This window comes from Carnobacterium gallinarum DSM 4847 (assembly GCF_000744375.1).
Taxonomy (GTDB): Bacteria; Bacillota; Bacilli; order Lactobacillales; family Carnobacteriaceae; genus Carnobacterium; species Carnobacterium gallinarum.
In genome coordinates, this window is the sequence record NZ_JQLU01000005.1 from 2,335,737 (window position 1) to 2,359,787 (window position 24,051).

Below are 24,051 nucleotides of genomic sequence, written 5' to 3' on the forward strand. Positions count from 1 at the left end.
GGAGCTGGAAGAAGTGAATCTTTTTTCTCTAATTAGTTTTCTTGTTATTGTAAGCTGTGTATGGCTGTTTGCGTATAAACGCTCTCGAGGTGTAGATACCTCTGGAGCTGAGGGGTTCTTTATGGGGGGGCGCAGTTTGACGGCAATCCCAATTGCGGGGACCATTATTATGACAAACCTATCCACTGAACAAATTGTCGGTCAAAATGGTCAAAGTTATTTTGCGGGGATGGAAGTAATGGCGTGGGAAGTCACTTCCGCTATCGCAATTGTTGCTTTAGCTGTAATCTTTTTACCAAAATATTTTAAATACGGTATTGATACGGTTTCTGATTTTATTGAAATCCGTTATGATACATTAACTAAAAGAATTATTTCTATTTTATTTATTATTACGTATATGGTTTCTTTTTTACCAGTAGTACTTTATTCAGGTTCACTAGTCTTTAATAAGATTTTTAGGATAGATGAGCTTTTAAATGTTCGCCCTATTGTTGCGATTATATTAGTTGCAATGGTGATTGGTGTTGTGGGGATTTTATATCTATTAATTGGTGGACTTTCATTAAGCGCAAATAGTGATACGGTTTATGGTGTTGGACTCTTAGCTTGTGGTTTATTGATTCCAATTTTAGGCGTAATGAAATTAGGCGATGGTAGCTTTATTGGTGGAATTGATTCGATTATTGATCAAACTCCATGGCTACTAAATTCAGTAGGATCAATTGATTCAGCAGTTGTTCCTTGGCCAACATTATTTACAGGGATGCTATTTAATAATCTATATTTCTGGTGTACAAATCAAATGATTGTTCAAAAAGCATTGTCAGGTAAAAGTTTGGCAGAAGCTCAAAAAGGTGCCTTTTTAGTTGGTTTGTTTAAAGTTTTTGGTGCCTTATTCTTAGTTTTCCCAGGAATTGTCGCACGGAATTTGTTTGGTGAAACTTTAATGAATAATCCTGATAATGCTTATCCTCAGCTCGTGACGGTTGCGTTGCCACAAGTTTTATTTGGAGTTTTTGCGGCAGTTATCTTTGGAGCTATTTTATCTTCTTTTGCAGGAGCTTTAAATGCAACTGCTACACTATTTTCTTTAGACTTTTATAAACCACTAATAAATAAAAAAGCAGATGATCGGCAAGTAGCTCGAGCTGGGAAAATTACGACGATTATTGTTGGAATTATTTCTGTAACCGTAGCACCATTCATTTCATTTGCTCCAGCAGGCTTGTATCAATTCGTTCAGGAATTTAACGGTTTGTATAATATGCCTTTATTAGTCATTATTCTTTTTGCATTTTATTCAAAAAAAGCTACGGCATTTTCAGCAAAAGTAACAATTAGTACTCATATTATTCTCTATATATTATCAAAAATTTTCTTGAAAGATATTCATTTCCTCTATGTTTTAAGTCTTCTGTTTTTCTTAGACGTGCTGATTATGTTGGCAATCTCTAAATGGAAACCAGACGGAGAATTTCACTTGGATTCTTTCAAAACCAAGGTGGATATTAGACCTTGGCGGCATACCAAAGTCGCTTCGATTGTTTTAGTAATTGTTGTAATTTTGACCTATGTTGCTTTTTCTCCAATTGGATTAGCCGGTGGAGGATTGTTTTAACGAAGCAATAAGTAAGTAGGAATTTAGAGTGAAATGAGGAGAAATGATGAATAAAACGATTTTAATTATTTGTGAAACTGGAATTAGTGCGTCCTTACTAGTATCTAAGATGTTAACATCGGTGAGAAAGCAGAAGTTAGCTTATGATATTGATTATGCACCTGTTGGACGAATACAGGAAAAATTAAGTTATGGAAGAAACTATGATGTAATTTTATTAACACCACAAGTCACTCGTTATGAATCAGAAATTAACCAACTTATTCTAGAGGAAGAACCAAATTCACAGTTTATTTTTATTCAACCAGATGAATTTCGCTATATGGATGCAGATAAAATTATTCAACGTATCCAATAAAAAAGCACTGGTATAGAGAGAAACTGAGACGAAAGTATTTATGTAGATAGAAACCTTGAAATAAAGCTATTTTTTAGTTTTGTCCCAAGGTTTTTGTTATGTTATTAAAGACGTAATTTATTTTTAAGAAAATAAAAAATTAAAGAGAACTAAATTTAGAAGAGAATAAAACGATTTTATTCATTTTTAGATATATGACATGTTATAATATGTTTTTAAGCTGAAAATGGAGTGAATAAAATGATTTGGTACAGTACATTAGGATTATTATTTTTTATTTTTAGTTGTCTTCTAGTTGTTTCATTTTTCTTACAGATTTTGTTTCGGATGGAGTTACGGAATTTAAAACGCAGAAAGCCACAAAAAGAAAAAAATATTCTTAAGTGGGAAGAGAGAATGATTCCTCTTATAAAAAAAGTGAAATTAATCAATTATATTTTTATAGTTAGCGTATCTAGCGTTGTTGTTCTTTTTTTCGTATTAAGTTTGTATACAGCCATATTACAACGTACAAATCAACTATCCTTGGAGTCAATTACGAATCAACTAAAAGCGGAATATATCTGGGAATAGACTAAAATGAATTATCTAGTTTGCAACAGCTTTCATTAAAGTGTAAAATAAACACAGTAAGGACAAATGTGGAAAATAGGAGGAACTAGTGTGAATAAAATTAATTTAGGTCAAAGTGGTTTATTAGCCTCAGAGATTGCTTTAGGATGTATGCGTATGGCAGATCTTTCGGTGGAAGATGCTAGCAAAGTGATTCAAACATCATTCGACAATGGCATTAATTTTTACGATCATGCCGATATTTATGGTGGTGGAAAATCAGAAGAGGTTTTTGCCAAGGCTTTAAAAGAAACATCGATTACACGTGATGAGATTTTACTTCAATCAAAATGTGGCATTCGTAAAGGAAGCTTTGATTTTTCTAAGGAACATATTATTCAATCGGTTGAAGGTAGTTTGAAACGCTTAGATGTAGACTATCTTGATGCCTTATTGCTACATCGTCCAGATACATTGGTGGAGCCAGAGGAAGTTGCAGAAGCTTTCAATGAACTGCATCAAGCCGGTAAAGTGAAACAATTTGGTGTTAGTAATCAAAACCCAATGCAAATTGAATTATTGCAAAAATTTGTTGATCAAAAATTAATTGTGAACCAATTACAATTCGGTGTTATGCATACTGGTATGATTGATGCTGGAATTAATGTAAATATGAAAAATCCAGCAAGTATCGATCATGATAACAGCATCTTGGATTATTCACGTTTACATGATATGACGATTCAAGCCTGGTCTCCTTATCAATATGGAATGTTTGAAGGGGTTTTCTTAGGCAACGACAAGTTCCCAGAAGTGAATGCATGTATCGATGAGTTAGCAGCGAAAAAAGGCGTAACGAATTCAGCCATTGCCACGGCTTGGATATTGCGTCACCCTGCTAAAATTCAAACAATTATTGGATCAATGAATCCAACTAGAATTAACGATATTGTGAAAGCATCAACGATTACCTTAAGTCGTGAAGAATGGTATAGCATCTATCTAGCTGCTGGAAATGTTCTTCCGTAAAGTACAAAAAACTAGACACGTGAGTGCCTAGTTTTTTTACATAAACAAGATTAAGATTCCAGTCATAATAAGTAAGGACAAGAGAATACTGGCAGATGATAAAAACCCTGCAATTGATTCTTTTGCACCAAACACAATCGAATTAATTGTAGATAAACTAGCAATTGGAGCAAAGGCAATTAAAACCAATACTTTTCGGACTAATTCAGGAAAGGGCAATGCAAAATAAAAGAAGCAAGCCATAATACTAGCAAAGAAATAACGAGTTGCTAAAATTTTAAGTACAACACTTAAATCTTTTTTATCAATCTTAATTTCCAAATATAACCCAATCATAAACATTGAGAGAAAGGCATTGCCACTAGAAAATAAATGGACAATCGAAAGAACTGATTCAGGTAAAGTGAGGCGGAAAACAGCTAATAGAAACATCAGAATATAGATGCTAAATGGTGGCGAAGCAAAAAGTCGTTTGATGATTTTTATTAAGGAAAATTTTTCTTCTTTTTTACCGGTCATTCCTTCAGTTACGGCCATCGTTCCCCCAGAAAGCATTAAGGCATTTCCCATATCAAACATTCCTAAGATTGGAACAGCAGCACCAAAAAATCCTTGAACAAAGGGCATGGTAAAATTGCCAATATTGTAACCAGCAATACTAAACATCAACAAGCCACGTTCAGTAGGTGCTTGTTTACGAGCAAGAAATCCACCAATAGTTACTAGTAAAATATTGGAGCAAAGACCAAGTAAGATGAGTAGGAAAAAGGTTGAATTAACTTGAATACCGTTGAAACCAACAATAATAGCTGCTGGCAAAGTGAGATTAACAATTAATTTAGACAGTAAATGACCATCACTTGTTTTGAAAAGTCCAGCGCTTTTTAAGACATATGCCATAAAAATAATTAATAAAAAGCCAAGTGCTTGCAATAAAATAATTGACATAAATTTGAAAACTCCTTTGTTAAATAATGTGTTTGTGGCGTCTACTAGTAGTTCCTACTTTGATCGAATAAGATTCGATTTATGCTATTTAAGTATACCGAACCTGAAGACTAAAACCTAGAAAATTCAATTAAAATTAAAAGAAAAGGAGTAAGGATAGAGATGTCTAAAAATAAAAAAATGTTCCTTTTTTGTTTTATAGGATTTATTGGCGTTATTTGCTTAACCTATGTGGTACGGAATCAGCAAAATAATATTATTGAAGCATTTTCTAAAAACACTGGAAAATGGCAAGTATCAACTAGTGGAACTGAATGGGGAGAATTAGTGATTCAAAAAAATCAACAGGCTAGTTTAGTTTGGAGTGATGGAACACAAATTTCTGGCAAGTATAAGGTCAATAATTTTCAAAAGACCTTTATCATTGAAGATCAAAAAACAAAAGAAAAGGCTGTTTTTGAAGGTGTTTTTGTGAATCAAAAAAATATAGGTAAGTTTTCCTTACAAGCAAATTATCAAGGGGATAATACGTTACTGGTTTTTTTAGATTGATACGATGCGACTGTTTTTTTATTGTGTGATTTTATACAAACGGTTTCAATTTATCTGGAAAAAGTTTATACTAGTAAGTAAATAAACCAAAAAATTCTAGATACTGGGGGAGTAAGAATGTTCATTGGGATACCAAAAGAAATTAAGAACAATGAAAATCGAGTTGGGATTGTGCCAGCTGGGGTTACTGAATTAGTTAGTGCTGGGCATCGAGTAATGGTTGAAGCTGGAGCAGGAATTAATGCAGGATTTACAGATGAGGCCTATCAAAAAGCTGGAGCAGAAATTCAGATAGATGCAGCTACTGTTTGGCAGGCTGAAATGATTATTAAAGTAAAAGAACCATTAACTGAAGAATATCGTTATTTCTATGAAGGATTAATTCTCTTTACTTATCTGCATTTAGCACCAGATTTTGTGTTAACTAAAGCCTTAAAAGATGCTGGTGTAACAGCTATTGGCTATGAAACGATGAAGGGAATCGATGGCAGTTTACCATTGTTAACCCCAATGAGCGAAGTAGCTGGCCGGATGTCGGTTCAGATTGGCGCACAATTTTTAGAAAGCCAAAAAGGTGGTCGTGGAATTTTATTATCTGGCGTGCCAGGTGTTCAAAGAGGTCGTGTGACAATTATTGGCGGTGGAATTTCAGGGACACATGCTGCTAAAGTAGCGATTGGCATGGGAGCTGCCGTGACGATTTTAGATATTAATCCAAAACGTTTGGCAGAGTTAGATGATTTATTTGGAAGTCAGATTAATACGTTAATCTCTAATCAATACAATATTGCTCATACCGTTCGACATGCAGATGTGGTAATTGGCGCGGTTCTAATTCCAGGTGATAAAGCGCCTAAGCTTGTTACAGAGGAAATGGTGAAAACGATGAAACAAGGTGCGGTTCTAGTAGATATTGCGATTGATCAAGGTGGGATTTTTGAAACGACAGACCGAGTAACGACTCATGATCAACCAACATATGTAAAACATGGAGTTGTTCATTATGCAGTTGCTAATATGCCAGGAGCAGTTGCGAGAACGTCTACAATGGCTTTAACGAATGTGACATTACCATATGCCTTACAAATTGCTAATAAAGGAATTCAAGTGGCAGCTAATGAAAATCCAACTATTTTGACAGGGATTAATTTAATTAGTCATGAAGTAACGTTCAAAGCAGTTGCAAAGGCTCATGGATTTGATTATACAGATGTTTTAGAATTAATTTAATTGAGTCGATAAACAAAGAAATCTTGTTAAAATTAGAGATTTCTTTGTTTTTTTTGAAATATTCGTAAAAAAGCTAAGTTTAGGGTTTAGTTTTTTGTGAAAAAGCAATATACTAGTAAAGAACAGCAATGAAGCAATCAAGTTATTAAATCACTTAAAGGAGCGCGCTCATTTGTCAAGAGGTAATAAAGAAGTAAAAGTAGAAGTAAGAGAAACTGAACGAAATACAGAGGATTTTGTGGAATTAGAATTATTCATTAATGACGAAAAAATTGGTTCTGTCCAACAAGAAGGCAAAAAAAACCCAACTGTTTTTATGAAAGATGGTAAAAGTTTTGTTGTTAAAAATGTTGATGCCGGAATTAACGATTTAATTATGGACTACAATTTACACAATTAAAAATTAAATAGGTTAAACAGTCATTTCCTTGATAATTAAGGAAATGATTTTTTTATGCAAAACAAAAATTTAAGGCGAACCTAAAAAGTGTTGACCAGTTAAAAAAGATATGGCATACTTTAATAAATAAGTTAGGGTTACCTAAAAAAGGAGTAGCGTTATGGAAATTAAAAATTTATCGGTAGCATTTAATCATAAAAAAGTTTTAGATTCAATTTCATTAGATATAGAAGAAGGAAGTTTAACTGGTATTGTTGGTCCCAATGGAGCTGGTAAATCAACTTTAATCAAGGCAGCTATTGGTTTAGTGAAAAGCGATAATGGAGAAGTCTTTTATCAGGGGCTTCCAATCAAGCAAATGAAAAAGCAAATTGCGTATGTCCCTCAAAGAAATGAAGTAGATTTAGATTTTCCAATTACTGTTAAAGAAATGGTTTTAATTGGAACATATCCTAAGTTAGGATTATTTAGGCGACCTAATAAAGCAAGTAAACGCCAAGCAATGGCAGCTTTAGAGGCAGTTGGTATGGAGCAATTCGCTCATCGCCAAATTGGGCAACTTTCAGGTGGACAATTGCAACGGGTTTTTATTGCTCGGGCATTAAGCCAAGAGGCGGAACTATTTCTATTGGATGAACCATTTGTTGGAGTTGATAGTCAAAGTGAGACGATTATTATTCATTTATTGAAAGAGCTTGTAGCTGCCGGGAAAACGATTGTTGTTGTGCATCATGATTTAGATAAAGTAGCGCATTATTTTGATAATGTAATTTTGCTAAATCAACGAGTAATTGCTAATGGAACGGTAAAACAGGTTTTTAATGAAGAAAATCTGAAACATACGTATGTTAGTTCTGAATTATTAAGTTATGGAATAGGCGGGATATAATGTTTATTGAAGGATTAATGCAATATGAATTTTTACAAAAAGCTTTATTTACTTCTATTTTAGTAGGAATTGTTTCAGGAGTGATTGGTAGCTTTATTATTTTAAGAGGAATGTCTTTAATGGGAGATGCCATTTCTCATGCGGTTTTGCCAGGGGTGGCGATTTCTTATATGTTTGGGTTTAATTTCTTTTTTGGGGCAGTAGCATTTGGATTAGCTGCTGCAATGGGGATGGGCTTCGTTACTCAAAAAAGCCGTATTAAAAATGATACAGCAATTGGGATTGTCTTTAGTTCATTTTTTGCATTAGGGATTATTTTAATTACTTTTGCGAAAAGCTCAACGGACCTCTATCATATTCTTTTTGGAAATGTGTTAGCTGTGCGGGATGCAGATATGTGGACTACATTAGTTATTGCTATCATTGTTATTTTCTTAGTGTGGTTATTTTATAAGGAATTGTTAGCAAGTTCATTTGATCCTGTAATGGCACAATCCTATGGTTTAAATACCCAACTCATGCACTATTTTATGATGGGACTATTAACTCTGGTAACGGTTGCGGCGCTACAAACGGTTGGAATTATCTTAGTAGTAGCAATGTTGATTACACCAGCAGCAACAGCTTATCTGTTAACGAATCGTCTAGCCATTATGATTTGGTTAGCAGCTGGGTTTGGCACATTAAGTTCAATTGTAGGGTTGTATTTTAGTTATCGATATAACTTAGCTTCAGGAGCATCGATTGTTTTGACAGCAACAATTTTATTTATCTTTGTATTTCTTTTTTCACCAAAGCAAGGCTTGATTAAATTTAAAAGAAAAGGAGTGGCAACAAAATGAAAATCAAAAAAATTTCTTTATTAATCTTTTTAGCAGTAGGGTTAGTGGTGACTCTTGGGGCATGTGGTATGAAAAAAGAAGCTCAACAGTCGAAAACTGAAAAATTGAAAGTAGTAGCAACCTATTCTATTTTATATGACATTGTAAAAAATGTTGGTGGGGAGAGCATTGATTTATATAGTATTGTGCCAGTTGGAACCGATCCTCATGAATATGATCCCCTACCAAAAGATATTCAAAAGTCCCATGATGCAGATTTAATTTTTTATAACGGATTGAATCTAGAAACAGGAAATGGCTGGTTTGATCGGATGTTAGCGACAGTTGGTAAAGAAAAAAATCGTGAAACGACTACATTTGAATTAAGTCAAAAGGTAGAACCCCACTATTTGACAACAGCCGGTAAGGAAACGGAGACCGATCCTCATGCATGGTTAGATATTAGCAATGGTATAAAATACGCTGAACGTGCAAGGGATGTCTTGATTGAAAAGGATCCAATAAATAAAGCAAGTTACACAAAAAATACTGAAGAGTATGTTAAAAAATTGACGGAACTAGATACAGCAGCAAAACAAAAATTTGCAGATTTACCAGCAGATCGCAAGGTGTTAGTAACAAGTGAAGGAGCCTTTAAGTATTTTTCTAAAGCTTATGGATTAAAGGCAGCCTATATTTGGGAGATTAATACGGAGAATCAAGGAACCCCTAATCAAATGAGAGATATCTTGAAAATTATTCAAACCGATCAAGTAAAGAGCTTATTTGTAGAAAGTAGCGTGGATTCACGAAGTATGGAAAGTGTTGCTAAAGAAACTGGACTACCGATTGCAGCTGAAATTTTCACTGATTCTACAGCTAAAAAAGGTCAAGAAGGGGACACTTATCTTGGAATGATGAAGTGGAATTTAGAGAAGATTCACGAAGGTTTAGCGAATCCACCAAAAAATTAACGAATAAGAATAAGTCGAGTTGTTAGTGAGACTCGGCTTTTTTGCGGTTAAACTAACAGATTCTTTTAATTTAAAAACAAAATATGCTATTCTTAAGACAGGAATGTATCTGAAAGGGAGGATTGAAATGCTTGAGTTATCCGAAAAGGAACAAAGAAAAGCCAAATTAACGAAAGTTTTAAAGATTACGGAAGAGAATTGGACAAAAGCCAATATTTCCTCACAAGCGGCACAGTTAGCCTATTATGTATTGCTGTCTTTATTTCCTGTTTTGTTAGTAGCGGGAAATTTAATTCCATTTTTGCCGATCAATGTGAATCAGATTTATCCTTATTTGGAATCTTCAGTTCCAGCGGATATTTATAAATTACTGACACCGATTTTAGATTCGATTCTACATTCATCAAGCGGAACGGCTATTTCATTCGGTGTGATTACAGCAATTTGGTCTTCATCTAGTGGGTTTAATGCATTGCAGCAAGTATTAAATGTTGTTTATGGAGCAAATATGCGTAAGAATTTTATTATTGCTCGTATTTTTTCGTTCTTTATTGCATTAGTCATGATTGCTGTTTTAGGGGCAGTTATTTTAGTCTTTGTTTTTGGTGAACAAGTGATGCAGTTTCTGCAAGAGAAATTGAATTTTAGTATGACACTTTTACCAGAATTCACAAGTATTAAATGGATAGGAACGATTGTTGTGCTACTAGTCGTCTTTATTATGCTTTATTGGCTTGTTCCAAATGTGAAATGGGGATTTAAGTACACACTACCTGGCGCTATATTTGCAACAGTTGGTTGGCTAGTATCATCTCAAGCCTTCTCATTATATGTTCGTTTTCAAGGTGGAAAATCAATTGGAACGGGTACCTTGAGTATTTTTATTGTGCTGATGTTATGGTTATATCTAATCGCGACAATTTTGTTATTGGGTGGTTTTTTAAATGTTTTAGTCTACCATTATCGCAAAGAAATTAAGGCTCCTAAAGAAATGGTTGGGCTACCTAAAAAAGGCAATCGGCAACGACGAAACTTAAGACGAAACTTAAGACAAAATTTATGAATGTTTAGTGAGTATTATTCATCAATTCTATTAAAAAAATTGGTTAAGTCTAGTATTACATTAGGGCTATGCTAAAATAAATAGAAAAGAGTGAAAATAGGAGATTAGTCATTTGGAAAAAGAAAATAAGCCGATGTTAGATGGACATTCCAAAGTTGGTTTTTTACCTTTGATAACTATTGTCATTGGGTCGACAATTGGTGCAGGGATTTTTAATTTAAGTAAAGATATGGCAAGGGGAGCAGCTCCAGGGGCGGTTTTAATTAGTTGGGTGATTGTGGGCTTAGGGATCGTAACATTAGCTCTTTGTTTTCAAAATCTATCCGATCAACGACCAGAATTAGATGCGGGCATTTTTCAATATGCAGAAGATGGTTTTGGTAAATTTGCCGGTTTTATCAGTGCGTGGGGATACTGGTTATCTATTTGGTTAGGAAATGTTGCTTTTGCAACGATGCTGATGAGTAGTCTAGGATTTTTCTTTCCACTGTTTAAAAGCGGTCAGAATATACCTTCGATTATTGGTGCCAGTATTTTATTGTGGCTTTTAAATTATTTAGTTACGCGTGGTGTTGAAAATGCTACTTTTATTAATTTTATTGTGACAGTTTGTAAGCTGATGCCGATTTTTGTTTTTATTGTAATTGCTATTATTGCATTTAAATTAGATGTTTTTACAATGAATTTTTGGGGAACCATCAATCACCAATTTGATTTTAAAAGTGTTATGGATCAAGTGAAATCTACGATGCTAATCTCCATTTTTGTATTTGTAGGCATTGAAGGCGCCAGTATTTTGTCTTCTCGTGCGAAGGTGAAAAAGGACGTTGGTCGAGCCACGATTATTGGAGTTTTATGTGTATTAATTGTATATGTGTTAGTAACGGTACTTTCATTTGGCATTCTACCACAAGAAAAGTTGGCTAATCTACCAGAACCTGCGATGGCTTATATTTTAAAAGATATTGTGGGATATTGGGGAGCAGCTTTTATCTGCGGTGGTCTATCGATTTCGATATTAGGTGTTTGGTTATCATGGACGATTTTACCAGCTGAAACAGGATTGATTGCAGCTAAACAAGGTGTATTTCCTAAAATATTTGGCAAAGTAAATCGCTACGGCGCACCTGCTGAGGCATTAATGATTACGAGTGCTTGTATTCAGTTATTTATGTTTACGTTTTTAATTACAGATCAAGCGTATCAATTTGTCGCTTCATTAGTCTCAAGTGTTGTGATTATCACGTATATATTTGTGACAATGTATCAGATTAAATTTTCCTATCGTCAGCCAAAAAGTCGACAACGAACTGTTCAGTTGGCTATCGGGCTGGTAGCAACGGCTTTCCAAATTTGGGCCTTTGTAAGTGCAGGGTTGAAGTTTATGCTCTTATTGACCATACTGTTTGTACCGGGAATTTTTGTTTATATAAAAGTACAAAAGGAACAAGGAGAGACACACTATTTTGCTCCACTGGAAAAGCTTGTTGTTGCTTTAATTTTTATGGGTAGCTTTGTAGCGATTTACTTTTTAGCAACAGGTGGAATTACGTTATAAAAAAGGAATTGTCTAATTAGGATATAGGCAATCCTTTTTTTAGTAAGGAAAGCGAATTTTCTTATAAGTTTTTGCTAAGAAACAAAAGTCGAGCTTTTTTTTCAACGGGAACTCTTATATAATAGATAAAGACTATAAAATAAGGTATGATTAAATAGAGATTAAATATAAGGAGATTTTAGAAAACATGGCAGAAAAAAATAATAGTGAGTCTAAAATAGATTATGGGATCATCTTATCCGTCATGTTATTGTGTATTATTAGTATTGCGACTATTTATTCAACAACTGTGATTGATGCTGGCGGAGGTATTCGTGCAACTTTAATGCATATCGCATGGTATGTTATTGGCGCAGTAGCAATAGCTATAATTATGCAGTTTGACTCAGAACAATTATGGAAATTAGCCCCAATCGCTTATTTTGGTGGAATTGCCTTACTGATTCTAGTTTTAATTTTTTATGATAAAGATACGGCTGCCGCAACTGGAGCTAAAAGTTGGTTTAAAATTGGTTCATTAACCTTCCAGCCTTCTGAGGTAATGAAAGTTGCCTTTATTTTAATGATGGCTCGAGTTGTGACAAAACACAATAGTCGATTTAGTCGTCATCAAGTTTCAACAGACTTTTTATTATTAGGCAAAATGCTATTAACTGCGGCTATTCCATTAGGTCTTGTGTTAGTTCAAAATGACTTAGGAACTACTTTAGTGTTTATTGCTATTATTGGTGGAATGGTTCTAATGTCAGGGATTACTTGGAAAATATTGATGCCACTCTTTACCTTCGGTTTTAGTGTTTTTGGTGGGGCATTATGGTTAGTGATGAATGATCGACCATTTCTTTTAAAATTAGGGTTTAAAAATTATCAATTTGCCCGAATAGACTCGTGGTTAAATCCTTATCATGATATTTCAGGTGATGCCTATCAGTTAGTACAGAGTATGAAAGCAATTGGTTCAGGAAAAGTATTTGGTAAAGGCTTTGGAATTTTTGAAGTTTATGTTCCTGTTCGAGAGTCAGATATGATTTTCTCAACGGTTGCAGAAAACTTTGGTTTTATTGGAAGTTGTTTATTGATTTTCCTGTATTTTCTTTTGATTTACCAAATGATTCGTGTCTGTTTTGATACGAAAAATGAATTCTATACCTATATTTCAACTGGGGTTATTATGATGATTCTATTCCACGTATTAGAAAATATTGGAATGAGTATTGGATTACTACCATTAACTGGGATTCCGTTACCTTTTATTTCTCAAGGTGGAACGGCTTTGTTAGGAAATATGATGGCGATTGGATTGATTCTCTCAATGCGATTCCATTATAAGAGTTACATGTTCTCAGATGAGGAAAAAGAATTTTAAGTTTAATTTAACGAAAGACACAATGCATGTTATACTATTTGTTGGGATATAAATTCAAATTAAGTTCATAAATCAGGAGGTACGAAAGCATGATTCAGTTTTACGAACATCCAAGATGCTCAACATGTAAAAAAGCTCGGGCATGGCTAGATGAAAACAAGGTTGATTATCAAACAATTAACTTACTAGAAACACCACCAACCCCAGAACAATTGGCGACTTGGATGGAAGCATCTGGCTTACCAATTCGACGTTTCTTTAATACAAGTGGTGAGAAATATCGTGAATTAGGCCTGAAAGATCAAATTGACGGAATGGACATAAAAGAAGCTAGTGAATTATTAGCAACAGATGGAATGTTAATTAAGCGTCCGTTAATGACAGATGGTCAAAAATTAACATTAGGTTTTAAAGAAGTGGATTTTGAAGGAAACTGGATATAGAGTGGAGAGATAAACATGACCGTTCGCTATAGTGAAAATGGATTATGGGTGGAAAAAATTTCTGAAGGTTATAAAATTGGCCTTTCTGCTAAAGGGCAAGATGATTTAGGTGAAGTTATGTTTGTCGACATTACACCTGAAACAACTGTGGTAGCTAAGGACGATACCTTAATTGGTGTTGAAGCATCTAAAGCAGTGACTGAATTAACAGCACCTTTTAAAGGAACAGTTCTTACTTGGCATACAGCTTTAAGTGAAAATCCTGAATTTTTAAATAGTACTGACTCTAAAGAAAACTGGATTGTTGTTTTAACAGATGTTTCAGAAACTGAATTTACTAACTTAGCTACAACTGAAGAATTCTAATTAAGCAGTTGACAGAAGTTAGTAAGTTCTGCTAAACTAGAAACTATTAAAGAATGCAACGATAAGAAGAGTAAGTTTTTACAAGCATTTAATAGAGAGCCTTGTTTGCTGAAAAGAGGTAATGTATGTGAAGCTGAAGATGAAGATGGTCTTTGAGCAGAATAGGTGAATAGAGTATTCTATAAGCTTATTACGGGAGCGCCCGTTATAGTGCCACAGTATAGCAAGTTGTTTTTGGCTTAAGTACTGGTAGAGGTTGGCTTAGTGATAAGCTGGCAAAACAAGGTGGTAACACGAATGTTGAAAACTTTCGTCCTTGAATCAAGTTGTGTACTTGGTTTGAGGAGGGAAGTTTTTTTGTTTGTTGAGGTATCCCTGATAAATGAAGGAAGGAACGATAAAAATGATTGAGTTAAAGAATATTAAAAAAAGATTTCAAACTAAAAATGGCGCAGTTGAAGCAGTTGCTGGCGTAGATTTAACCATTGAAAATGGTGAAATTTATGGAATTGTTGGTTATTCTGGAGCAGGTAAAAGTACGTTGATTCGTATGTTTAATGGTCTTGAAAGTCCAACATCTGGGACAGTATCGGTTAATGGTAAAATTATTTCTCAATTAAAAGGAAAAGAATTACGTAAAGAACGTCAAAAGATTGGCATGGTGTTTCAGCACTTTAATTTATTGTGGTCACGGACAGTCTTGGAAAATATCTTATTTCCGTTAGAAATTGCTGGAGTTCCCAAGGAAGAGCGTTTAAAAAAAGCTTTAGAATTAATTCAATTAGTTGGTTTAGAGGGAAGAGAAGAGGCTTATCCTGCTGAATTATCTGGTGGACAAAAACAAAGAGTCGGAATTGCTCGTGCTTTAGCAAATAGCCCAACATTATTGTTGTGTGATGAAGCAACAAGTGCATTAGATCCACAAACAACAGATGAAGTGTTAGATTTATTATTAGATATTAATAAACGATTGAATTTGACGATTGTCTTAATTACTCACGAAATGCATGTAATTCGCAAAATTTGTGATAAAGTTGCAGTAATGGAGAATGGGAAGATTGTTGAAGCAGGTCGTGTAATGGATGTCTTTAAACGCCCAGAACAAGAAGTGACAAAACGCTTTATTCGTCAAGATTCTAATGATGACGATGATACAGAGATTGTCGTAGAAGAGTTATTAAAAGAGTATCCAGAGGGTAAAGTAATTCGTTTAACTTTCCATGGTGAGCAAGCGAAGTTACCAATTATCTCTAAGATTGTGAAAGAGGATCAGGTTGATTTAACAATTATTGAAGGAAATATTAAGCAAACACAAGAGGGAGCAATCGGCTCTTTATATATTCAATTAATGGGAGAACCAGAGAAAATCCAGATGGCTATCCGCCATTTAACGGATATGCGTGTAGAAGTAGAGGTGATTACAAATGTTTAATACGATACTACCTTTTGGTTTGAATGTAATGCAAATTGATCTTTCTGCTTATTTGGATTTTTCAACAATTAATTGGGAAAAAATGAAAACTGCAACAATTCAGACACTTGGAATGACGGCAGGATCATTGGTTTTTGTCTTTATTTTAGGATTATTGTTAGGATTGTTTTTATATGAAACAAATGGGAAAAATACTGCAGTTGCTAAGGGAGTATTTTGGTTTGTTTCGATTTTTGTGAATGTGTTTCGTTCGATTCCCTTTATTATTTTAATTGTCTTACTAATTCCTGTAACAAAGGCTCTTGTTGGAAGTATGGTTGGACCAACGGCGGCTTTACCAGCATTAATTATCTCCGCAGCACCATTTTATGCCCGAATGGTTGAAATTGGTTTTAGAGAAATTGATAAAGGCGTCATTGAAGCAGCCGAAGCAATGGGGGCTAGCAAATTCCAAATCATTTGGAAAGTTTTACTACCAGAAAGTTTACCAGCGATTGTTTCTGGAATTACCGTTACGGCGATTTCCCTTATAGGTTATACAGCGATGGCTGGAATTATTGGAGCAGGTGGTTTAGGAAATTTAGCTTACTTAGAAGGGTTTCAACGAAATCAGATGGGGGTCGTTTTAGTAGCTACTTTTGTGATTTTAGTGATTGTCTTTACGATTCAATTCATTGGTGATTTTGCTGTGAAACGAATTGATAAGCGTTAGTTAATGAAGAATAGTACTAAATAAAAATTTGGAGGAAAATAACATGAAAAAATCAAAAATTATTGGTTTAGTAGTCGCTTTGGGTTTACTAGTAACATTAGCAGCCTGTGGTTCGGGTTCAAGCTCAGCAGATAAAGATAGTAAAAAAGATAACGTATTAAAAGTTGGGGCAAGCAATGTTCCTCACGCAGAAATTTTAGAGTATGTTAAACCAATTCTGGAAAAAGAAGGCATTGATTTACAAATTACTACGTATCAAGATTACGTTCTACCTAATAAAGCCTTAGCAGATGGTGAGATCGATGCGAACTATTTCCAACATATTCCTTACTTTAATTTACAAGTAAAAGACAATAAATATGATTTTGCCAATGCAGGTGCAATTCATATTGAGCCTTTAGGTTTATATTCTAAACGAGTTAAAAAATTAGCGGATGTTAAAGATGGTGGAACTGTATTAGTTAGTAATTCAACAACTGACTGGGGACGTGTCATTAGTATTTTACAAGATGCAGGTTTAGTAAAAGTGAAAGATGGCGTTGACATTACAACGGCTACGTTTGATGATATTGTTGAAAATAAAAAGAATTTAAAATTCACTTATGAGGCAGAACCAGCTCTAATGACAACTTTCTTAAATAATGATGAGGCTGACATTATTGCAATTAATTCTAATTTTGCTGTAGATAACGGATTAGATCCATTGAAAGATGCGATTGCCTTAGAAAAAACAAGTTCACCGTATACAAATATTATTGCAGTTCGTAGTGAAGATAAAAATAATGAGAATATTAAAAAGTTAGTTGAAGTCTTGAAATCTAAAGATGTTAAAGAATGGATTTTAGATAAATGGAAAGGTGCCGTTATCCCTGTTGATTAAGGCATAAATAAAAGTTAGTTAGTAGAAATACTAGCTAGCTTTTTCTTTTTTATTAAATTATCTTAATTGAAACATACAAAAAAGGAATGAAATCGTTAGTAATTTATTATGAGTTATTTGGAAGGAAAGTATGGTAGTATAGAAAATAGTACAGAATCAGAAAGGAGCTTCTAAATGAAAAAATTGCGTATACTGAATGTAATGAAACAAGATACGAGTAAAGTTTTATTGAAAAATATTAATTTAGAAGTGACTCAAGGTGAAAAAGTTGGGATAAAATGTTCAGCTGATGAAAGTGACGTACTCTTTAATCTAATTGAAGGTAAAACATTGCCAACTAGTGGACAAATTGAAACAGAATTAAGCAGAATTTTATCTGATCGTAAAGCCGATGGTTTGTATGAAAAAATGACGTTGGCTCAATATATTCATTTTTTTACTCAGCTTGCTGGTACGAATGCCGATTTAGCCAGCTTAAAAGTTCAATTTTCATTAATTGATGGTTGGCATTTGCCGTTGTCTAAATTAACGATAGCTCAAAAAAAGCGAGTGATTTTGTTGCGAATGTTTTTATTTAAACCTGAATTAATTTTAATTGAAAGTCCGTTAACAGATTTAGATAACGAAGGGATAGAACTTTATCTAAAATGTCTAGATGTCTATCAGACTGCAAATTGTAGCATTTTATTTACAGCTTCTTATCTGGAAGAGCTTATCCTACTTAGTTCAACAGTGTATGTGAAAAATGCAATAGGCTTAGAAAAAATTGATTTATCAGAAGAAAAAGAGCTTAATGAGGATACTGTAATTGAACAAGTCCAACCAAGTGTATTTAAAATTTCTTGCAAGGTGGAGGATAAGATTATTTTATTTAATCCTAATGAGATTGATTATATTGAAAGTATTGATAGTGTGAGCCAAGTTTATGTGAATCATGAAAGCTTTCCATCTAATTTAACTATGACAGAACTAGAGCGACGGTTGGGAAAATTTGGTTTTTTCCGTTGTCATCGGAGCTATTTAATTAATTTACAAAGGGTTCGTGAACTAATAAGTTATTCCCGAAATAGTTATACACTGATTTTAAATGATGAATTTAAAACAAAACTACCTTTATCAAGAACACGCTTAGAAGAAATGAAGCAATTATTGGAAATATAGTGTACGATTGACCGTCTAAAAACATTGATTTGCCCCTTTTTTAGTACATCTCAGCTTTTTTCTGTACAGTTTAAAGGATTTTTACGACATTTTTGTTTATTCCTAGTATTCTTAAGGCACAGGAATAAGAGCCGTTATTTCCTGGGAAATACTCAAAAACTTAGGAGGAATAAAAATGGGACAAGCAACATTAATTGAAATGACGCATATTTCCAAAATATTTGGCGAGCGAAAGGCACTAAAAGATATTACGATCTCTGTACATGCAGGTGAAATATTAGGATTTTTAGGACCATCAGGTGCGGGAAAAACAACAACTATCAAAATTTTAACTGGGCAACTAGTTCAGACTGGTGGAATAGGACGACTTTTAAATCAAGACACATCTAAATTGACTGAAAAAATTTATAGCCAAATTGGAATTGTAACAGATAATAGTGGTTTATATGAAAAGCTGAGTGTCTATGATAATCTATTATTTTTTGCAAAATTACTAAATGTAAAAAAAGAGCGAATTGATTATTTATTGGAGAAAGTTGGTCTAGCAAACGACCAAAAAAAAATAGTAGAAAAGCTTTCTAAAGGTATGAAGCAGCGTTTGATTATAGCTAGAGCAATTTTGCACGAACCTAAAGTTCTTTTTTTAGACGAACCAACAAGTGGCTTAGATCCATCAACTGCTCTAGATATTCATGAGCTATTATTAGAATTGAAAGCTAATGGAACAGCGATTTTTTTAACTACTCATAATATGGAAGAGGCTACAAAACTCTGTGATCATGTGGCACTATTGTATCAAGGTGAAATTGTTGAATTTGGCACACCGCAGCAAATTTGCTTAAAATACAATACTGAAAAAAACTATCATGTTTTACTAAAAAATCAACGACAAACAGTAATTGGCAATACGCCTAAAGAGTTGCAACAGTTGAATCAGTGGATGCTAGCAGATGAGGTTATGACCATTCATTCATCTGAACCAACATTAGAAACGGTGTTCTTAGAAGTTACTGGGAGGAAATTACAATGAGTATTTCAATGAGAAAAGTAAATGCACTATTTATGATGAAGTTACAAATGATTTTAAAGAATTTTGCTATTATGATTGGTCCTTTGATGGCGATTGGTTTTGTTTTAATTTTTAATCAAATTATGCCAACTCAATCTATTGCTGATCTAAAAGCAGAAGGAGCAGAATTCATGGTTGGTTTTTATTTTCAATTTGGTGTAATGTTTAATGTGTTAATGACGGGAATTATGGCATCAAGTATTCCTTTGGCTGAAGAAAAAGAAAAAAATACATTGCGTGTGTTAATGACGTCATCTGTAAATGCGCTTGAATTTTTTCTTGGTAGTTTGCTACCTGTGCTAGTGCTAATGATAGTGATAAACATTCTACTTCTTCCAATAAGTGGGATGACAGGAATCAATATACCTATATATATTCTTGTGACAACGATTGCAAGTTTCATTACAATTATCATCGGTTCATTAATTGGTTTAATATCTAAAGATCAAAAAGCAACTTCGCTTATCTCAACACCAATTATGTTAGTTTTGATGATGTTGCCAATGTTTGCTGGGATGAATTCAACTTTGCAAGATTTTTCTAAGTTCTTTTATACAGGGTCAATGAATGAGATTTTAATAAATTTAGTTTTAGATAAACCAACTTCAGTCAGTATATTCAATAGTATAATTTTAGCGGTTTGGTTGGTTAGTTCATTAGTTATTTTTGTTCATTATTATCGAAAAAATGGCTTAGATAGGGATTAATAAATAAAGTAAGTAGTTTGCTTATGAGGAAGATTCATAAAAATCAAGATATGTTAAATGCATTGAATACGAGGAGTCTACTTAAAAACAGAAAGAATCGAATGCTCAATTGCTTTACATTTCTTAAATAATAGGTTAGCCTTTTTGATAATGCAGTTTATTTAGCAAATATGTGAATGAAACAGGAGGGAAATTAAGTGAATTTACAAGCGCTACATCATGTTGCCATTATTGTATCAGACTATCAAAAATCGCGAGAATTTTATGTGGACTTATTAGGATTTGAAGTCATTCGTGAAAATTATCGTGAGAGTCGTGGCGATTATAAATTGGATTTGAAGCTTGGAACAAGTGAATTAGAGATTTTTGGCATGCCAAATAGCCCCAAACGGGTGTCTAATCCAGAAGCTTGCGGTTTGCGTCACTTGGCATTTGCTGTGGACAATATTGAAGAAGTGATTGCCGAGTTAGCTGGAAAAGGCATTGAATGTGAGCCTATTCGGATTGATGATTATACAAATAAAAAAATGACCTTCTTTTTTGATCCAGATGGATTGCCACTGGAGTTGCATGAATGACATATTTTTTTTAAATCAAGCATAGAAAAAGCAATAAAGTTAGAATCATAACATATTCTAACTTTGTTGCTTTTATTGTTTGCTAGTTGACTATCCTGACTAATTTAATTCAATTATATTTTATTATAAGCTATAGGTTTAATACCAACCGGTTGGATTATACCAACAACTAAAAGTATCGTTACTATTTCCATAAGCTGTTGCGTTAGCCCATTGTCCTTTATATGCATTTACCCTATGCACATTACTGCCAACTTGTGCCTTTGCACCATGTCTAGCAGCAGTTCTACTATAATTATTAGAATGCCCTTTTTTCTTTGACAGCCAAGAACCATATAGTTAAGAATAATAGACCCATCTTCCTAAGGATATTTCCATTTGCATCAAAAGAAATAAAGCCTTCAGCATTTGAGTTATAGTCAATGGTTTCTGCTGATGCGGGTACTGCGATAGTTACACCAACTAAAAGTAGTCCTATAAAAAGACTAGTTACTATTATTTTTTCATATTATCTCCCCTAGCAAAGTTTAAAATGAAAAAAATGTTAGGTAAGTTGAATGACTTGAGTGCTTTTTTGTATCAGATAATCATCATGAGAAACTAATATAACTGTTTTCCCGAGAGTTGTTTGTTCTAGAAGTAACTCAACTATTTTATTTCTATTTTCGGTATCTAATGATCCTGTTGGTTCATCAGCAAAGATAATCTCATTAGGCTTTATTAAGGCCCTTGCCAATGCTACTCGTTGTTTCTCCCCACCAGATAATTCATAAACCTTTTTAGTTGGACGATAAAGAATACCAACTTTCTTCAAAGCCGTTTCTTTTTCTTGTTGTTTCGCCTTTTTTGTCAATTTTTTATATTTTAGACCTATATCTAAATTATAATCAATACTTTCTTCTTCAACTAAACCATAATTTTGAAATAAAAAAGCTAAATTTTTTCTTTTTAATAAAAGTTTTTTATGTGTGCTTAAACCTGATGTAGTTTGTCCAAATAAAGAATAACTTCCAGTACTATATGTTTCATTTAATCCTAGAATATTTAATAAAGTTGTTTTTCCAGAGCCACTAACACCATGAATCGTAGTTAGTGTGCCTTTCTTAATTGAAAAAGTTACGGGATTAAATACTTCTTTTCCATTAAGTTCTTTAGTAAGGTTATTTACTTCAAGCAATATATCTGTCATAAAATTTAGCCTCCATTGATCATTTTTAGTTTAGATTTTCTTTCAATAAAAAAGAGTAGCCCTACGGAAACAATTAGTTCAATTAGTAAATAAAGGAATAGATTTATAAAAAAGGTAGTACTATCAATTTTTTGAATATATTTTAGTATCATTACCATTGGTAGTTGCATGATAAGAATAAAGAAGTAGGACTTATAAGTGGCAAAGAATGAGTAACCATTCAATCTTAATAATGCAAGTTTTTTACCATTTAAGTTGAAATAGTAAATCGATGTGAAAAAGCTCATAATAAAAAAGATAAAGAAAAGAACAAAGGTAGAAATAAACATTTTATTTAAAGAAGTGCCCATTATTTTAAGAAACGTTAAATTGGCTTTTTGATAAGGAGTAAAAACCATTAAATTATCATCTAGATGGTTCTCTTTTAGTATTTTCTTAATCTTTTTTCCAATCTTTTGATTGTATTTAACTTTTAATGGTGGATTCATATCACCATCAATAATATTTCGATTAAAATAATCACTATTTGTTTCAGTTAAAACTAAGAGAATGTTGTAATCCGTTATCCAATTGTACTTTTGATCAAAAGTATAGATGGCTTGATGATCTTTTAGCCAAATAATTTGATTTCCAATATTACTATTTTGTAAGTCAGGCTGCCAATAGTAATCTTTAATAGCCTGTTCTTGATCTTTATATTTTTGTGGTATTAAAAGAATCCGTTGTTCTTCAGCTTCGGCTATATCAATTTTTTTACTGTATTCATCTAATAAAGGAAACTCTTTTAAGTAATTTGGATTAATAAAAATATGTCTTAACCAAAATTTATTTTCTTTCGTTAAATAATGTTGAATATTCATTAGAAGGCTTCCTTGCTGATTTAGTTCATGATAAAGAGCGTCATCCATATCAATACTGAGTTGATCTGTATAAACAAAATCAGAATAGTTTTTTCCAAAAGCTAATGGATAAAAAACATAATAATCATCTTGTAAATTTTCTTGAGCATTAAAACTTGATTTTAGTTCATTGCTAGAAAAGAAAATGATGTCTGAAATATCCGAACTTATAGCTAGCAGACTTATTAAAAATACAGCTTTAATTGTATAAGGTAGAATGGAACGTAATAAATTCCAACATTTCTTATAAAGTTGTTTTGGATTAGATACCCAGTATGTGAAAAAGAGAGTACAACCATATAGGTATCCATAAATAATAAACAATAGGAAAAAGTAAGTTGCAATAAAACTAATCATTTCCGTTACATGATAGAGTTGACAAAGAAAAATCGTTAAGATAAAAAATAGAAAATGAATGATAAATGTTTGTTTTTTTATTAATGTATTTAAAATACTTATTATTGAAAAGCCATTTCTTCTTAGGATACTAATTGTTTCTGATAAAGAATACAACCAAAAAAATGAAATAAAGAAAAGAAAGAGGATGCTTATAGGTAAATAATTACTTATTCCATATGTATCAGAAGATAATGTCATCATTTCAACTTCTTCATTATTAAAATCAGAAAAGCTATCATCTTTGTAGGTTGTTTTAAATGTTTCATTGTATTTAAGCGAAAAATCTTTAATGAAATGAGTATAAATGGTATCTTCTTTAGTTGAAATAAAGAATTGACCTTCAAATTCCTCATCCTTAATTGAATCGGCAATGGATAAAAATTTAAACTCTGCTTCAGTTAAAGGGGGATTATACCGACTTTCTTTACCATTATTGGGAATATAGTAAGTCACTATTATTTTAGAGATGAACTTAAAATTAAATCCATCTTTGATTTCTTGCGTATTGTTCATGACTTTTTTCATATAAAAAAGGTCATATTTGCTAGTTGTTTCAGAAAGAATAGTAACTAATTTTTGATAATCAGATTTAGTATTTGGTCGCTCAGGAATCTTAAGAGCACTGTAATTATCAGAATAGCCATTTAATTGATAGGCTTTACTAATAGATGTCTGTTTAACCGCCAAAGCAAACAGACAAATTAAGATAAATAGAATAAGGCTATTCATTAAAAATTTTAAGTTAGTAGTTTTCATGGGCGTACTCCTTTATGTGTATAGAAATTTTGTAGAGTTTTTTTAGCTACAAGTGTTTAAAAATTAATTTTTTTATTAAGTATAGTTGGTTTAAGCTTA

25 protein-coding genes are annotated in these 24,051 nt (G+C 33.0%); 22 read left to right on the forward strand and 3 right to left on the reverse strand.

Annotated elements, in window-relative coordinates; translation table 11 throughout:
* Nucleotides 1-13: 13 nt before the first annotated feature.
* The 4 genes from BR43_RS15660 to BR43_RS15675 all read left to right on the forward strand — a co-directional run bounded on the left by BR43_RS15660 (nucleotide 14) and on the right by BR43_RS15675 (nucleotide 3,560).
* Complete coding sequence (locus BR43_RS15660; RefSeq protein WP_084679957.1) at nucleotides 14-1,621, forward strand: solute:sodium symporter family transporter; 1,608 nt, start codon at nucleotides 14-16, stop codon at nucleotides 1,619-1,621.
* A gap of 46 nt (nucleotides 1,622-1,667) precedes the next feature.
* Complete coding sequence (locus BR43_RS15665; RefSeq protein ID WP_034563643.1) at nucleotides 1,668-1,979, forward strand: PTS sugar transporter subunit IIB; 312 nt, start codon at nucleotides 1,668-1,670, stop codon at nucleotides 1,977-1,979.
* Between the two features lie 240 nt (nucleotides 1,980-2,219).
* Nucleotides 2,220-2,552 (forward strand): hypothetical protein, encoded by a 333-nt coding sequence (locus BR43_RS15670; protein WP_034563645.1) that lies wholly within the window; start codon nucleotides 2,220-2,222, stop codon nucleotides 2,550-2,552.
* A gap of 90 nt (nucleotides 2,553-2,642) precedes the next feature.
* On the forward strand, nucleotides 2,643-3,560 hold the full coding sequence (locus BR43_RS15675) for an aldo/keto reductase (protein ID WP_034563647.1): 918 nt from the start codon (nucleotides 2,643-2,645) through the stop codon (nucleotides 3,558-3,560).
* A 36-nt stretch (nucleotides 3,561-3,596) separates the two neighbouring features.
* Here BR43_RS15675 and BR43_RS15680 read toward each other — a convergent pair whose 3' ends face one another.
* Nucleotides 3,597-4,508, reverse strand: coding sequence for an AEC family transporter (locus tag BR43_RS15680; RefSeq protein ID WP_034563649.1), 912 nt, complete (start codon nucleotides 4,506-4,508; stop codon nucleotides 3,597-3,599).
* 162 nt (nucleotides 4,509-4,670) lie between these two features.
* Between BR43_RS15680 and BR43_RS15685 the strand changes: the two genes are divergently transcribed.
* The 18 genes from BR43_RS15685 (at nucleotide 4,671) to gloA2 (ending at nucleotide 20,709) form a co-directional block, all read left to right on the forward strand.
* Nucleotides 4,671-5,060: a hypothetical protein gene (locus BR43_RS15685; RefSeq protein ID WP_034563652.1), complete on the forward strand. Its 390-nt coding sequence runs from the start codon at nucleotides 4,671-4,673 to the stop codon at nucleotides 5,058-5,060.
* A gap of 117 nt (nucleotides 5,061-5,177) precedes the next feature.
* Nucleotides 5,178-6,290, forward strand: a complete 1,113-nt coding sequence (gene ald / locus BR43_RS15690) for an alanine dehydrogenase (RefSeq protein WP_034563655.1) — start codon at nucleotides 5,178-5,180, stop codon at nucleotides 6,288-6,290.
* A gap of 172 nt (nucleotides 6,291-6,462) precedes the next feature.
* Complete coding sequence (locus tag BR43_RS15695; RefSeq protein WP_034563657.1) at nucleotides 6,463-6,690, forward strand: DUF2969 domain-containing protein; 228 nt, start codon at nucleotides 6,463-6,465, stop codon at nucleotides 6,688-6,690.
* Between the two features lie 160 nt (nucleotides 6,691-6,850).
* Nucleotides 6,851-7,579 carry a metal ABC transporter ATP-binding protein gene (locus BR43_RS15700; RefSeq protein ID WP_034563659.1) on the forward strand — a complete coding sequence of 243 codons (729 nt, stop codon included), beginning with the start codon at nucleotides 6,851-6,853 and terminating at the stop codon, nucleotides 7,577-7,579.
* Entirely contained in the window at nucleotides 7,579-8,421 is an 843-nt protein-coding gene (locus BR43_RS15705; protein WP_211252934.1) for a metal ABC transporter permease, read from the forward strand. Before BR43_RS15700 ends, BR43_RS15705 begins: the two co-directional genes overlap by 1 nt.
* Complete coding sequence (locus BR43_RS15710) at nucleotides 8,418-9,374, forward strand: metal ABC transporter substrate-binding protein (RefSeq protein ID WP_034563664.1); 957 nt, start codon at nucleotides 8,418-8,420, stop codon at nucleotides 9,372-9,374. The genes BR43_RS15705 and BR43_RS15710 overlap by 4 nt, the downstream gene beginning before the upstream one ends.
* Nucleotides 9,375-9,501: 127 nt before the next feature.
* A complete protein-coding gene (locus tag BR43_RS15715) occupies nucleotides 9,502-10,437 on the forward strand; it encodes a YihY/virulence factor BrkB family protein (RefSeq protein ID WP_034563666.1) in 936 nt (311 codons plus the stop codon).
* A 112-nt stretch (nucleotides 10,438-10,549) separates the two neighbouring features.
* Nucleotides 10,550-11,995, forward strand: coding sequence for an arginine-ornithine antiporter (arcD, locus tag BR43_RS15720; protein ID WP_034563668.1), 1,446 nt, complete (start codon nucleotides 10,550-10,552; stop codon nucleotides 11,993-11,995).
* Between the two features lie 187 nt (nucleotides 11,996-12,182).
* Nucleotides 12,183-13,361, forward strand: coding sequence for an FtsW/RodA/SpoVE family cell cycle protein (locus BR43_RS15725; protein ID WP_034563670.1), 1,179 nt, complete (start codon nucleotides 12,183-12,185; stop codon nucleotides 13,359-13,361).
* Nucleotides 13,362-13,450: 89 nt separating this feature from the next.
* Entirely contained in the window at nucleotides 13,451-13,804 is a 354-nt protein-coding gene (locus BR43_RS15730; protein WP_034563673.1) for an arsenate reductase family protein, read from the forward strand.
* 15 nt (nucleotides 13,805-13,819) lie between these two features.
* The gene (locus tag BR43_RS15735; RefSeq protein ID WP_034563675.1) at nucleotides 13,820-14,170 is read left to right on the forward strand and encodes a glycine cleavage system H family protein; all 351 of its coding nucleotides are present in this window, start codon (nucleotides 13,820-13,822) and stop codon (nucleotides 14,168-14,170) included.
* A gap of 403 nt (nucleotides 14,171-14,573) precedes the next feature.
* Nucleotides 14,574-15,602: a methionine ABC transporter ATP-binding protein gene (locus tag BR43_RS15740; protein ID WP_034565278.1), complete on the forward strand. Its 1,029-nt coding sequence runs from the start codon at nucleotides 14,574-14,576 to the stop codon at nucleotides 15,600-15,602.
* Entirely contained in the window at nucleotides 15,595-16,314 is a 720-nt protein-coding gene (locus tag BR43_RS15745; RefSeq protein ID WP_425393637.1) for a methionine ABC transporter permease, read from the forward strand. The genes BR43_RS15740 and BR43_RS15745 overlap by 8 nt, the downstream gene beginning before the upstream one ends.
* Nucleotides 16,315-16,357: 43 nt before the next feature.
* Nucleotides 16,358-17,194, forward strand: coding sequence for a MetQ/NlpA family ABC transporter substrate-binding protein (locus BR43_RS15750; protein ID WP_034563677.1), 837 nt, complete (start codon nucleotides 16,358-16,360; stop codon nucleotides 17,192-17,194).
* Nucleotides 17,195-17,368: 174 nt separating this feature from the next.
* Complete coding sequence (locus tag BR43_RS15755; protein ID WP_034563679.1) at nucleotides 17,369-18,355, forward strand: LytTR family transcriptional regulator DNA-binding domain-containing protein; 987 nt, start codon at nucleotides 17,369-17,371, stop codon at nucleotides 18,353-18,355.
* A gap of 175 nt (nucleotides 18,356-18,530) precedes the next feature.
* Nucleotides 18,531-19,385 (forward strand): ABC transporter ATP-binding protein, encoded by an 855-nt coding sequence (locus BR43_RS15760; RefSeq protein WP_034563681.1) that lies wholly within the window; start codon nucleotides 18,531-18,533, stop codon nucleotides 19,383-19,385.
* Entirely contained in the window at nucleotides 19,382-20,131 is a 750-nt protein-coding gene (locus BR43_RS15765) for an ABC transporter permease (RefSeq protein ID WP_034563683.1), read from the forward strand. The genes BR43_RS15760 and BR43_RS15765 overlap by 4 nt, the downstream gene beginning before the upstream one ends.
* A 197-nt stretch (nucleotides 20,132-20,328) precedes the next feature.
* Nucleotides 20,329-20,709 (forward strand): SMU1112c/YaeR family gloxylase I-like metalloprotein, encoded by a 381-nt coding sequence (gloA2, locus tag BR43_RS15770; RefSeq protein WP_034563685.1) that lies wholly within the window; start codon nucleotides 20,329-20,331, stop codon nucleotides 20,707-20,709.
* 544 nt (nucleotides 20,710-21,253) lie between these two features.
* Here the strand turns inward: gloA2 and BR43_RS15775 are convergent.
* Both BR43_RS15775 and BR43_RS15780 read right to left on the reverse strand, forming a co-directional pair.
* Complete coding sequence (locus BR43_RS15775; protein ID WP_034563688.1) at nucleotides 21,254-21,898, reverse strand: ATP-binding cassette domain-containing protein; 645 nt, start codon at nucleotides 21,896-21,898, stop codon at nucleotides 21,254-21,256.
* A gap of 5 nt (nucleotides 21,899-21,903) precedes the next feature.
* Entirely contained in the window at nucleotides 21,904-23,952 is a 2,049-nt protein-coding gene (locus BR43_RS15780) for a DUF1430 domain-containing protein (RefSeq protein WP_034563690.1), read from the reverse strand.
* Nucleotides 23,953-24,051 lie beyond the last annotated feature (99 nt).